We start from the raw sequence: 12,399 nt of genomic DNA, 5'->3' as shown, positions 1-12,399 counted from the left end.
TCCAGCCTGTGCGCCCCGGTCGCATCAACGTGCCAAAGCCGCGCGCCCATACCTCCCCGTCTCCTTGGCGCCGGACGTCTATGACGAAAGGCTTGCGCTGATGGATCGGGTGGTTTATGTTGTAACCAACATTGTTACATCGAAGGTGCGGGGGCGACACACATAGGGCCTTGCGATGTTCCATGGTCAACGGAAACGGAGTAGCCGTTCCTTTCATCTTCCATACCGAAACGAGAAGTCCGCAAATGTCCACACTCTTCGATCCTGTCCAGATTGGCGCGCTGAAGCTGTCGAACCGTATCGTCATGGCACCGCTCACGCGCATGCGCGCGTTTGCCGAGCGCAGTCCAGGCCCCCTCAACGCGCGGCACTACGCGCTGCGTGCGAGCGCAGGACTCGTCATTACCGAAGCCACTTCGGTCACCCCTCAGGGCGTGGGCTACCCCAACACGCCGGGCATCTGGTCCGAGAAGCAGATCGCCGGCTGGAAAGAGGTGATTTCAGCAGTACACGATGCGGGCGGCCTGATCGTCTCCCAGTTGTGGCACGTCGGGCGGGTTTCCGACCCGATCTACCATGAGGGCCAACTGCCGGTCGCCCCCAGCGCCATTGCGCCGGACGGCCACGTCAGTCGTGTGCGGCCTCATCGCCCGTACACCACACCGCGTGCGCTGGAGACCAAAGAAATTCCCGGCATCGTCGAGGATTTCCGGGTCGGCGCCGCAAACGCAAAACGCGCTGGCTTTGATGGCGTCGAACTGCACGCGGCAAATGGCTACCTGTTCGACCAGTTCCTGCACGACGGATCTAACCGGCGGGCAGACCGCTATGGCGGTTCGATCGAGAATCGCGCGCGCTTCCTGCTGGAGGCAGTCGACGCGCTGCTCACCGTATGGCCAGCGGACCGGATCGGCGTGCATCTGAACCTGATGTCAAGTTCATACTCGATGCGCGATTCGAATCCGCGTGCGCTGTTCACGTATGTTGCCGAGCAACTCAACGCGCGCCACATCGCTTTCATTTTTGCGCGTGAGTCGCTCGAACGCGGAGATGATCGCATCGGCCGTGACGTGCGGCGCATCTTCAAAGGGGCCTACATCCTCAACGAAGGGCTGACGAGGGAAAGCGCGGAGCAGGCCATCGAACGCGGCGAGGCAGACGCGGCTGCGTTCGGACGTCCTTTTATCGCCAACCCGGATCTGGTGGAGCGCTTTCGAAGCGGCGCGCCGCTCAATGAGATCAATCCGGAAACGATCTACTCGGATGATGAAACCGGCTACAACGACTATCCATTGCTCGGCGAAGCGGCCTGAAGCCGAGCGCTGCCGGGCTGAGGTGGTGGCGGGTTCGAGCCCCGTCACCCTTACCGACGGACATCACTGAAGGGCGGCGGGCCTTGCCTGCCGAGCAAGGAATTCCGAAGAGGGTCTTCACTTTTTCGCGTAGATCACGACGGTGGCGCCAAACTGGCGCGCGAGTTCCACCTAGTCATTGACCATTCGGATGGCTGCCAGTCCCTCAAACGCGATACCCGTAGAGTGTGCCTCCGGCTTCGCGCGCATTGTCCAGCGGGTCGCACGCAAGTTCGCTGCGGGCATTGCCGCTCGGATGCACTGTGCCGACAGGTGGCTCTCCCGCGTGGTCATTGACCGTAGCCAAGGCAAGGTTGGCGGCGGCGGCGAAAGCGGCGGCTGCATTCGCCAGGATTAGCATGCGTGTGGGGGTCATCTGAAACTCCTTGGTTGAGTAGGAAACTTGCAAGGCGAAAGACTCATGATCTGTTGACCAGCGGCTGCGCGAATACTTGCAAGCGCCGGTCGACGTCCCCGGGCATGTGCGACCAGTTGAGCGGGATGGTTAAGCCCTGGTGTCTAACGGTCCCAGCGGGTCCGCCGAAATCCGATCACACTGATGGTCGCTGCCACGACGATGCTGACGGCCACCAGTACGAAAGCAGTGTGCAGGCTCGCGTAGCCTTGCGTGACCAGCACCATCGCGGCCAGCGCAAATGCGAAGCGCACCACGCTCGCGGTCATCGGCCAGAGGATGCGTTGTGCCCCCTGACCTGCGAAGTAGAGCTCGAAAATCACGCCGAGCACCGCATAGAAAGGCGCTACCACATGCAGGTATTGCGCGCCGGCCGCCATAACGGTGCTATCGCTGGTAAACAGGCCCAGCCAGCGTTGCGGGAAGAGCGAGACAACCAGTCCGACCATGCCAACCACGCTGGCAACAAACAGTACGTTCACGATCGCTACGCGCCGGGCACGCACCACGTTGCCTGCACCCAGGTTGGTGCCCACCAGCGTGATCGCGGCGGTTCCGAATCCGAACATCACCGGCATAAGCAGCATGTCGAGGCGGGAGGCAATGCCGTAGCCGGCGATGGCGGCGACGCTCATGGCACCGGCCGCAGCGGTCAGCACGGTGACTGACACTGCTGACATGACGGCGTTGATCGCCGACAGCAAGCCGACACGGAGGATCGCACTGAAATGCTTGCGCTGCAGCGGATAGCGGCGCAGGCGCAGCGTCGACGAGGGCGAACGCATGTAAACGACCATCACGCTCAGCGCGGCGATATTGCATAGCACCTGGGCGGCGCCGGCGCCCGCCACTCCCATGCGCGGTGCGCCCAGCCAGCCGTTAATCAACACGGGTGACAGTATCAGGCCGGTGACCGCGCCGCCCAGTATGATCATCGCCGGCACCTTGACGTTGCCGGCGCCGCGCAACGCCGCCTGCAGCAGCATCAGTATCCAGAACGGGATCGCGCCTCCGAACAGGATGTTTGAGTAGCGTACCGCCTGGTCCAGCGATGACCCGCTGCCGCCAAGGCTGCGGTACAGCGCCGGGCCGGCCAACACCGTCACCAGGGAGAACAGTCCTCCTGCTACGGCGGCGATGACCACCGTATGCCAGGCCAGGCTTTCCGCCTCATCCTGGCAGCGGGCGCCGGTGGCGCGGGCGATGGCCGAGGACACGCCGCCGCCGACGCCGGCACTCGATACCGTGGCCATCAGCAGCATGACGGGAACGACCATTGATGCTGCGGCGATCGCTTTCACGCCCAGTGAGCTGACAAAATAGGTCTCGGCGACACCGAGCAAGGTCGTCATGAACAGTACGACGACTGTCGGCAAGGCAAGGCGGATCAAGTTTGACAACAATGGACCGTGGAGCAGTCTGTTGGCCGGAGGGTCGGCCGTAAGGATGTCAGGAGGCGGAGAAGTCTTCTCGGCCTGACTAGCAAGAGTAGCGGACATGATTTTTTGTATGCCAAGAAGAAGAGACCGCCCGACAATGGCCGGGCGATGACAGTGCCATATGCAAGCGCTGATGCGCGCCTACGCGCGAATGATCGGCAGGAACGGGATGACTTCCGTGTATCCGGCTGATGAGCTGGGGCTGCGTTCAGCCCAATTCAAAGCCTCTTGCCGCGTCTCGACATTGATCACCACATAGCCGCCAAATAGCGCGTGCCCTTCCCGGGATGGGCCATCCTGAACCTGGCGCTGGCCGTCCCGCACCCGCACGGTGCTGGCGTTGCGCGGATCGAGCTGCGTGCCGTCCCGCATGACGCCGGCGGCCGCCATGGCGCCCATATACTGTTTCCACGCGAGCGAGACTTGCTGCCCTTTGAGCGGATCGGCGTGGATTTCATAGGCGTTGTGTGGCTCTTGAAAAGCGAGAACAAATTCCATCATTGTTTCCTTTCAAAAGGGAGGATCAGGCAGGCGTGAACGCGGCCGCCTGGCGGCGAGCGAATTCAGCGGCGGAAATCGGCGCACGGCCGACCAACTGCTGGAAGGTGTCGGTCATGCGGTCGTAGCGGTTGTCGCGATGCAACTGGGCCATGATGACCAGGTGTGCGGTCAGATGCGCCGGCTGTTGGGCCTCCTGGAGCCTGGCTTCCCAGATCTGCGGCGGTACGTTGACGTATTGGATGGTGCGGCCCAGTGCGCCACTGAACTCCTGTGCGAGCTCGGCCATCGTCAGCGACTGGGGGCCGGTCAGTTCGTAGACCTTGCCGATATGCGGCTCTGGGTTGGCCAGTACAGCAGCGGCGGCAGCCCCCACGTCGGCGGCGGCGATCGGTGAGGTCTTGCCGTCGGCGAACGGCAGGCGGATCGCGTTGTCGTCGCGGATGCCCTTGGCCGCCGGCAGGAACAAGCCTTCGAAGAAAGCGGTTGGACGCAGGTAGACCACCGGCAGGCCGGACCACCGCAGCATCTGCTCTGCGAGCCAGTGCTGCTTCTGTTGCGGGCTGCCGGTGGTCTCTGTCTCGCTCATCTGCGACAGCGTCATCTGCGACAGATTGACGAAGGCCTTCACACCCAGGCTTTTGGCTGCGACTGCGACGGTGGCGGCTGCTACCAGGTATTCGGGCGAAACCGACATCGTGAAATACACCACTGAGCAGCCGCGCATGGCCGCGCGCACGGCAATGATGTCGAGCATGTCGGCAACTACAACTTCGGCGCCCAGGTCACGCAGCATGTCGGCGCGCGCGTCCCGCTTGCGCACCATGGCGCGTACGCGATGGCCTTGCTCCAGCAGGATGGCGATAGCCGCGCGCGCGGTCGAGCCGACGCTGCCGGCGGCGCCGGTGACGAGGATGGTTTCTTGGGACATGATTTGCTTCCTTGTATCAATGAGCAAAATAAAGCCGATGTAGCTGATGTTGTCGGCACCGGCCGGCGCCGCCTCGACCAGGCAACCTTGGCGCTCAGAGGCGGCGACACGGCGGACTGGCCGCACCCGGTCGACGCTGCGACGCCTGGCGCAGTCGCTGCCCGGGGAATAGGGTAAAATCAAGTATGTGGAAAAATACATAGTGCCACGGGTTTTTGACTATGTCAAAAAAAACATAGTCATTCCGCGTGCGCGTTGACGCAATCAAGGAGCAATGCGAGTGAGTGATCTGAAGGAAGCCAGGGCAAGTAAGGAAAAGCCGCTGAAGCATGTTCTTCTTGCCGGGATACATAGCCAGCCGCGTTCCGGCTATGAACTGACCAAATGGCTGCAGATGGCGGGCCAGCATTGCTGGTCGGTTGAGCACAGTTCGGTGTACCCGGCTTTGCGAGAGCTCGAGACGGATGGACTCATCAAATCGGAGCGGTTGCCGGGAACGCGCGGGCCGGAACGCTCGATCTACAGTATGACCGTTGCTGGACGCGAGAAGCTGATGGCCTGGGTGGCGAATGGTTCACCGCGCCCTGCCATCAAGGATGAACAGATACTGCGGGTGTTGTGCTTCGATTTGCTGCCGCGCGAGACGGCGTTGCAGCAGATCCGTGCGGTGCGTGCGGACCACCAGGCCCAACTTGAGTTCTTTCTCGCAAGGCAGGCCGTGCTGACCGAGCAGCAACTTGGACCGCTGTTGGTGACACGCCGCGGCGTGCTGGCTGAACAGGCCTATATCGCATGGTGTGACGAGGTGGCGGAAATGATCGCTCGCAGGCCAGCCTGATGCCTGGCCGAATTCAGGCAGGTGCGCCGCTCGAATATGCCAATGGACGGGCGGGTGGGCCGGCAAAAAAACCTCTGCGAGGCAAGGTCAGGAATAAATTGATCTGATACGGGCTCCGGGCGAATCGGCCCCGAATGACTACGAAATTGGGCCAGCAAAGGACTCCAGCGCATGTAATCCATCGCGTTGATTGCGCCGACTCCCCTCGTTTGGCAGCTTCCGACCCCGATTGAGCCGCTCGGACAAAGCTCTACGACCGTCCGTTCCGGGAGCAACATGCGACGGCCGCCCGGATAACGCGTCGGATCGACCATCACGGAAAGATCGCTGACGCGGTCCACCAAAGCGCGTGGAGAGTTACAAAACCGATGTAAACGCGTCCGTTTCTTTACAGCAGACACCTCGTCGACCACCCACAGGTCTGTCAGCCTTAGGCACGCACACTCGACGCAGCCGATGGAAAGTCTTCACGGCGCTCAGCCCATTTCAGGATCGCATCCAGTGCCGGGCACAGCGCCTGGCCCCAATCGGTTAGGCGGTAGTCCACCTTCGGCGGCACCTGGTGATAAACCGTGCGCGTCACAATGCCGTCCTCTTCGAGGTGGCGTAATTGCTGGGCAAGCATCTTTTGCGTGATGCCGGGAATCAGCCTCTCGAGGTCCGAAAAACGCCGCACCTGGCCACCGAAAAGGTGAAACAGGATCACCATGGCGCCACCGTCACGATGCGCGCCAGGCTCACGGGCACCTTTCCCGGTAGCCCGGTCGTGCTGACCTACGCGTTTGTCCTGGCTGGCGGCAAGATCGCGTCTCTGGAGATTCACTGATGAGCGCCGCACCCGAACTTCAGGGCCTTCGGGCGCTTGTCAAGGGCGGGACCAAGGGAGTCGGTAAAGCCGTTGTCGCGCACCTTTGCGAGGCCGGCGCGAACGTCCTCGCGACGGCACGTTCGCGTCCCGATGACCTTTCCGAAGAAAGGTTCATCGGTGCGGACATCACGATGGCCGAGGGCTGTAAAACCATTGTCGACGCCGTGCTCGAACGGCTCGGCGGCGTCGATATTATCGTGCACGTGGCGGGTGGCTCATCTGCGCCGGCGGGTGGCTTTAGGGCGCTCGACGACGACGAATGGAACAAGGCATTGAGCCTGAACCTGTTCCCGGCAGTGCGGATCGATCGTGCGCTGTTGCCCTGGATGATCGAGCAGGGCTCGGGCGTCGTTATCCACGTCACGTCGATCCAGCGGCAGTTACCGTTGCCAGAGGCCACGATTGCCTATGCCGCTGTTCCAGATCGTTAATTCCGCGAGCGGCGTCCACATATCTGCGAGCAATCACACTGGCTTAACGCATTGATTCTCAATGAAAAACTGTCGGTGGAAGGCGATTGGTGCCGTTGCGCAGAGGCAACGGCCTTCCGGCGCAGGACCACAAATTCCGCGACTGTGGCTCTGCGGACCGGTAATTCGACTACTGTGGGTCGAAGGTTAGTGTTCTGCGTACCTCCATGACTGAGCCTACGGAGCGTGAACTTGCCATTGCGCGAGTCCTGCGTCCTCTTGGAAGGGGACCGCTCTCGCGCAAGCAAGCAGAGTACGCTGGCAAATTGCTCGGAATGCATCGGTCCACGATCTATCGTCTTCGGCAACGGTTTCTTGCTGATCCAGTCGCGAGCGCGCTGAGCCCGTATGACCGCGGTCCGAGATCCGGAAAGGGGCGACTGCCGGCGCAAGTCGAGAACATCGTGAACGATGTACTAACCACATGGCTGCCGCCGCAGCGTTATCTGGCGCATCCGCTGTTTGAGCTGGCCATTGAAATTCGCAAACGTTGTGCAGATGCCGGCATCACCGCACCAGCCAGGTCAACCATTTCACGGCGCTGGGCCGCTCATCGGAAGGAAGAGGCGCTTCTGCAGGCGGCGTTACCGGCGGCAGCAATTCCGCCTGGCAGTCTCGTGGCGCATTACCCGATGGACATCGTTCAGGTCGATCACACGCTGGCCGATGTGATCTTGGTGGATGAGTTATATCGGCGTCCCATAGGTAGGCCATGGCTTAGCCTCGCTGTTGACGTTGCCACACGGTGTGTCGTGGGAGTGTATGTGGGGATGGACCGCCCGAATGCGGCCACAGTCGCTCTCCTGTTGACGCGCGTCGTGCTCGCCAAGGTGAGCTGGCTCGCCAGCCTCGAGGTCAGTGCCGAATGGCCGATGCACGGCATCCCGAAGGTTCTTCACCTCGACAATGCGGCCGAGTTCAAGAGCAGGGCGCTGCGTTCCGCGTGTAGCCAGTACGGGGTGGAGTTGATGTATCGTCCCGCCGGACGCCCATACTTTGGCGGACATATCGAGCGATTGAACCGGACCCTCATGGAGCGCGTCCACAGCTTGCCGGGGTCGACTGGATCCTCCCCAAAGGGCCGCAAGGCTAGGGCGCCTGAACGAGAGGCATCCCTGACTATCCGAGAGTTCGAGCGGTGGCTGGTCCTGGAGATTGCGCAGCGCTATCACCATAATGCGCACCGGGGGTTGCGCGGAGCCACTCCCTACTCCATGTGGGCCACTCTTGGCGGCGTGACGCCACCGAAGTTGCTTCCCGATACGGCGTCCGAGGCTTAGCGCTTCCTGATCCAGTTCCTGCCGATGACCTATCGAACGGTCCAGGCGGATGGCCTCACGCTATTCTACATTCGGTACTGGCACCCAATCTTTACTGCGTGGCGGGCAACCAAGCAGAAGGTCATTACACGGTTTCACCCGGAAGATCTCTCCAAAATCTTTGTCAGCGTTGATGGCAAACGGTACCTCGAGGCGAACTTTGCCGACTTGCGCCGTGAGCGCGTTTCGTTATGGGAGCAGCGCAGCGCATTACGGCATCTGCGCGCCCAGGGACAGAAATACGTCAGCGAGGCGATGCTGTTTGAGGCCATCGATGAACAGCGACGGATCGTTGCGCGCGCAAGAACGCAATCATTGGGCACAAGCCGTCGAGGCACTGTCTTGAAGGATCCGGTGCCAAGGAACGCTCGGCAAGAGAGTTCTCAAGTTCGGCAAAGCGAAAGCGCATCGGTGAAACCTACTGAGGCGTCCGTCGACTACAGCAAGCCAGCCATAGCGTACGATATCGAGCAATGGTGATCCGTAATGGGCGCGCTACTCACACATCTTCTGCCTGTTGCAAGACCATTGGCTCAGTGCGATGACAATGTCCGGATTCGAGGGCTGGCCCGTAACCGATGGATCGATTACCCGCGTGCCACGCAGGCGCTGGAGATTCTTGAACGACTCATCCAGACACCTGAGCGCGAGCGTATGCCATGCCTGTTACTGCACGGAGACTCCAATATCGGAAAGACGCAGATCATCTCCAAGTTTCAGCGTCATCATCCGCCCGAGTATGACGAGCAGAAGGGCGTTGAGATGTGCAAGATTGTCGCCATGCAGATGCCGCCGACACCTGATCAGCAGCGATTCTATGCGTCACTGCTTTTCGAGCTGGGGGCGCCTTTCAATGCTACAGCCCGGCTTTCCGCGCTCGAGAAGCTGACCCGAGAGCTTCTTCGGAAGGTAGCGCCGCGGATGCTGATTGTTGATGAGGTCCATCACTTGCTGGCAGGAAGCTACCGGGAACAGCGGGCATCCTTGAATCTGCTGAAGTTTCTGGCGAATGATTTGAGAATCTCCATCGTCCTCGTTGGCACCCAAGACGCCCTGATTGCGTTGCAAACGGATACGCAGATGGTGAGCCGGTTCACACGCTTCGAAATTCCCAGGTGGAACGAATCAGAGGCCTTCCGATGCCTCCTTGCTGCCTTTGAACGAATTCTGCCCCTTCGACGGCCGTCGAACCTAGCGCGGCAAGAGATGGTTCAGGCGATTCTGGCGGCGAGCGGCGGACTAACCGGGGAGGTATCGCGGGTGCTCAATGTCGCGACTGAACTCGCCATTCGCGACGGCAGAGAGGTGATCGAACTTGGCCACATCGAGAATGCAGCGCGAGGTCTCCTGTGCTGAGCGTGTGAGACCTTGGCCGGTGGCGCCACGTCCGTTTGACGACGAGGCCTTTGGCGGCTGGCTGGGGCGCTTGGCAGCCACGTATCGAATCAGCGTCCCCCAGTTATGGGCAAGTGGGCAGCTTGGGGCGTTCCCCTACTTGCCCCGCTGTGGATGGCTGCTGTTTCCGCCGGTTGATGAGCTGGTGCTTGCCCGTCTCGCAGCTCTGACTCACGTTAACATCGATAGACTAGTGGCGATCCAAACACCAGCAGCGTGGGTGTCCCACCGACGCGGCATTTCATTCTGCTTCGAGTGCCTCGCTCTGAATCCCCTCGATGTCTATTCGCCTCGCTGGAAACGCGAGTGGCTGAATCCGGCGGCAACTGTCTGTGAAATTCACGATCAGCGCCTCCAGGCCATCTCATCGTTCAGGTTACACCAGCTCAAAAATCTCAATGCGGTGATCGGTTGGGTAGGGAAACAGTACGCGCGGGATCGCGAGTCGTTCCGAAGCCTCCTTGGCACGCCACGTTCGCAGTATTAGTGCGCACCATTCGCAGAATTAGCGATCTGCAACATCAGCAGGCAGTGCAGATGACGGTGGAAAAACAGCAGATCGACACGGAACCAGCTGTCGTCGATGCGTAGCCGCCTCTGACGACCGACGAAGGCGAAATCGTCGCCCAGTTCTAACAGGAAATCGGCTAAAGGCTGGATCAGCGCGTCTTCGAGGTCGGATTCGGAATATTCGTCCTTGAGGTTGAGGAACTCCAGGACAAAGGGGTCCTTGATCGCTTGCTCAGGTGTTAGTGTAGCGTTCTGTTCTTGATGGAACTTATGTGAGACTATTGCTCTACTCACAGCGTGGAGAGAGCGAGTGCGAGTTGCCCCCGAGATCCAGTTGACCGACGAGGAGCGAACCAAGTTGACGCGGCTGGTTCAGTCGAAGCTCACGAGCGTGAGGCTGGCGCAGCGCGCGCGCATCGTGCTGCTGGCCGCCAATGGCATGCAGAACAAGGACATCGCCGAGCAGTTGGGAATCGGACGCGTGCAGGTCTCGCGTTGGCGTGAGCGGTATGCGCAATCGGGGCTGGCCGGTATTGAACGTGACTTGCCGCGCGGTGCTCCGCCATTGAAGGTGGACACGGCGCGGCTGGTGGAGCTGACCACTCAAGCCAAGCCCGTGGCGGCCACGCACTGGAGCACGCGCAAGATGGCCGCCGAGTTGGGCGTGAGCGCCAGCACCGTCATGCGCCATTGGCACGCCCACGGCTTGAAGCCGCACATCGTGCGCGGCTTCAAGGTGTCGCGCGATCCGAAGTTCGTCGAGAAGCTTGAAGATATCGTTGGCCTGTACATGTCGCCACCCGAGCACGCGCTGGTGCTGTGCTGCGATGAGAAGAGCCAGGTGCAGGCGCTGGATCGCACACAGCCCGGGTTGCCGCTGAAGAAGGGGCGCGCGGCGACCATGACGCACGATTACAAGCGCAACGGCACGACCACGCTGTTTGCCGCGCTCAACGTGCTCGATGGCCAGGTCATCGCCCAGTGCCAGCAGCGCCACCGCCATAGCGAGTGGTTGAAATTCCTGCGCAAGATCGACCGCGAGACGCCCAAGGACAAAACGCTGCATCTGATTGCCGACAACTACGCCACGCACAAGCATCCTGCGGTGCAAGACTGGCTGGCCAAGCATCCGCGCTTCAACATGCACTTCACGCCCACCTCGGCGTCATGGCTGAACATGGTCGAGCGGTTCTTTCGCGACATCACAACCGAGCGACTTCGCCGCGGCGTATTCACGAGCGTGCCGGAACTGGTCGATGCCATCAATGAGTACATCGCTCACCACAACACCAACCCCAAGCCGTTCATCTGGACCAAGAGCGCTCGCGACATCTTGCAGAAAGTCATTCGCGCCAATCGCCGCTTAAGTTCCAAACAGAACGGAACACTACATTAGCAGGTCGCCGGGCTCGGAGGTCGCGCTGTTCTCCAGCATCGCAGACTTGTTGCGCGACAGTGCTGTTCGCTCGTAGAACTGGCTACCGATTTGCCGGTCGAGTTGCCGGACCGACCAGCAGCCGCGTAGGGCCTCGGTTTCATAGAAGGCGCGGGCTTGTGGGTTCTTGACGGACAGCAGGCGGACGTAAGCCGACCAGGGTAAGGGGAAGGGGAAGGCCTGGGCCAGCACTGGCAGGTCTGTAGTAAGTGCCGACGGTGATTGCCGAATGAGCTCGGCAGTGGATTCTCCAGACGGTGTCTGTAGCAATCCGGGTTTTGCCGATTCTCCAGACAGTGTCTGGAGAATGTGGGTGGCCGGCCCGGCCAGATGGAACGCGCGCATTTGCCACAGATTTTGCCGGCTGAACCCTCGCCCAAAGCGATGGGTCAGGTCAGCCGACAAGCGCTCGATCAGCCGAACCATCGCAGGCGACATGCGCGCCTGCTCCGCTGGTACGTAGCCGTGTTGCGTCAGCCGCTCGGTGAAGTCTGGCATCCGGCCGTAACCCAGACGCGCGTCGTAGGGGCCGGAATGGGGAAAGCGGATTCTGTCGCTGGCGCCCGACTGCACGTCGAAGCTCAACTGCCTGGTGACGCGACCAAGATAGTGCGCCTGCCATTGCGAAGTGCGCACTTCGTTGGCAACAATGCCGTGAGCGACATAGCCACCCGCGCACAGGGCGACTGCAACGCTAGCGAAAATCCAGCCACGACGCGAGACTTCTTGGCTATCCGAAATGCTACCGGCGCCCGTCGGCACGGGGATCATGCCAGCTCCAAGTGTCGCCAGGGAGTCGCCGCCAGGATCGCGCAATCCTGACCGTATGACCATGCTGCGCCACAGTGGCGTTGCGACGGGGCGTGCGTGGGCGGGCGCCGCTTGCCAGGTGCGCTAAGCTGGAAGAGTTGGAGGCGAAGCCGGGCTTG

Annotated in this window: 13 protein-coding genes and 2 pseudogenes; 8 read left to right on the top strand and 7 right to left on the bottom strand. The window is 61.1% G+C overall.

Annotated elements, in window-relative coordinates:
• Positions 1–245 precede the first annotated feature (245 nt).
• Positions 246–1,313: an alkene reductase gene (locus KB879_RS32970; protein WP_211983671.1), complete on the top strand. Its 1,068-nt coding sequence runs from the start codon at positions 246–248 to the stop codon at positions 1,311–1,313.
• Positions 1,314–1,518: 205 nt separating this feature from the next.
• Here KB879_RS32970 and KB879_RS32965 read toward each other — a convergent pair whose 3' ends face one another.
• The 4 genes from KB879_RS32965 to KB879_RS32950 form a co-directional block, all read right to left on the bottom strand.
• A complete protein-coding gene (locus tag KB879_RS32965; RefSeq protein ID WP_211983669.1) occupies positions 1,519–1,728 on the bottom strand; it encodes a hypothetical protein in 210 nt (69 codons plus the stop codon).
• Positions 1,729–1,871: 143 nt separating this feature from the next.
• Positions 1,872–3,158 (bottom strand): MATE family efflux transporter, encoded by a 1,287-nt coding sequence (locus KB879_RS32960; protein WP_211983667.1) that lies wholly within the window; start codon positions 3,156–3,158, stop codon positions 1,872–1,874.
• A gap of 189 nt (positions 3,159–3,347) precedes the next feature.
• Positions 3,348–3,707 (bottom strand): YciI family protein, encoded by a 360-nt coding sequence (locus KB879_RS32955; RefSeq protein WP_211983665.1) that lies wholly within the window; start codon positions 3,705–3,707, stop codon positions 3,348–3,350.
• A gap of 22 nt (positions 3,708–3,729) precedes the next feature.
• The gene (locus KB879_RS32950) at positions 3,730–4,635 is read right to left on the bottom strand and encodes an NmrA family NAD(P)-binding protein (protein WP_211983663.1); all 906 of its coding nucleotides are present in this window, start codon (positions 4,633–4,635) and stop codon (positions 3,730–3,732) included.
• A 274-nt stretch (positions 4,636–4,909) separates the two neighbouring features.
• On the opposite strand from KB879_RS32950, the gene KB879_RS32945 reads away from it, so the two are divergent.
• Entirely contained in the window at positions 4,910–5,473 is a 564-nt protein-coding gene (locus KB879_RS32945) for a PadR family transcriptional regulator (protein WP_211983661.1), read from the top strand.
• A 430-nt stretch (positions 5,474–5,903) separates the two neighbouring features.
• On the opposite strand, the gene KB879_RS32940 is transcribed toward KB879_RS32945, so the two are convergent.
• On the bottom strand, positions 5,904–6,296 hold the full coding sequence (locus KB879_RS32940; protein ID WP_371827464.1) for a winged helix-turn-helix transcriptional regulator: 393 nt from the start codon (positions 6,294–6,296) through the stop codon (positions 5,904–5,906).
• 2 nt (positions 6,297–6,298) lie between these two features.
• On the opposite strand from KB879_RS32940, the pseudogene KB879_RS32935 reads away from it, so the two are divergent.
• The 5 genes and pseudogenes from KB879_RS32935 to KB879_RS32920 form a co-directional block, all read left to right on the top strand.
• A pseudogene (locus tag KB879_RS32935) lies at positions 6,299–6,757 on the top strand (SDR family NAD(P)-dependent oxidoreductase); the annotation flags it as partial.
• 458 nt (positions 6,758–7,215) lie between these two features.
• Positions 7,216–8,091, top strand: coding sequence for a DDE-type integrase/transposase/recombinase (locus tag KB879_RS39695; RefSeq protein ID WP_249221483.1), 876 nt, complete (start codon positions 7,216–7,218; stop codon positions 8,089–8,091).
• 24 nt (positions 8,092–8,115) lie between these two features.
• The gene (locus tag KB879_RS39690) at positions 8,116–8,610 is read left to right on the top strand and encodes a Mu transposase C-terminal domain-containing protein (protein ID WP_249221482.1); all 495 of its coding nucleotides are present in this window, start codon (positions 8,116–8,118) and stop codon (positions 8,608–8,610) included.
• 6 nt (positions 8,611–8,616) lie between these two features.
• The gene (locus KB879_RS32925) at positions 8,617–9,486 is read left to right on the top strand and encodes a TniB family NTP-binding protein (protein WP_211983658.1); all 870 of its coding nucleotides are present in this window, start codon (positions 8,617–8,619) and stop codon (positions 9,484–9,486) included.
• Positions 9,461–10,012, top strand: coding sequence for a TniQ family protein (locus KB879_RS32920; RefSeq protein ID WP_211984325.1), 552 nt, complete (start codon positions 9,461–9,463; stop codon positions 10,010–10,012). Before KB879_RS32925 ends, KB879_RS32920 begins: the two co-directional genes overlap by 26 nt.
• Positions 10,013–10,035: 23 nt before the next feature.
• Here the strand turns inward: KB879_RS32920 and KB879_RS32915 are convergent.
• Positions 10,036–10,272 (bottom strand): annotated as a pseudogene (locus tag KB879_RS32915) (PDDEXK nuclease domain-containing protein); the annotation flags it as partial.
• A gap of 73 nt (positions 10,273–10,345) precedes the next feature.
• Between KB879_RS32915 and KB879_RS32910 the strand changes: the two are divergent.
• Positions 10,346–11,431: an IS630 family transposase gene (locus tag KB879_RS32910; RefSeq protein WP_211983656.1), complete on the top strand. Its 1,086-nt coding sequence runs from the start codon at positions 10,346–10,348 to the stop codon at positions 11,429–11,431.
• Here KB879_RS32910 and KB879_RS40555 read toward each other — a convergent pair.
• A complete protein-coding gene (locus tag KB879_RS40555) occupies positions 11,423–12,241 on the bottom strand; it encodes a DUF1016 N-terminal domain-containing protein (protein WP_371827463.1) in 819 nt (272 codons plus the stop codon). The two genes, KB879_RS32910 and KB879_RS40555, sit on opposite strands and share 9 nt — an antisense overlap.
• Between the last annotated feature and the right edge of the window lie 158 nt (positions 12,242–12,399).

It is taken from the genome of Cupriavidus sp. KK10 (assembly GCF_018223725.1).
Taxonomy (GTDB): Bacteria; Pseudomonadota; Gammaproteobacteria; order Burkholderiales; family Burkholderiaceae; genus Cupriavidus; species Cupriavidus necator.
The sequence above is the reverse complement of the archived record's forward strand: the minus strand, read 5'-3'. Positions and strand labels throughout refer to the sequence as shown.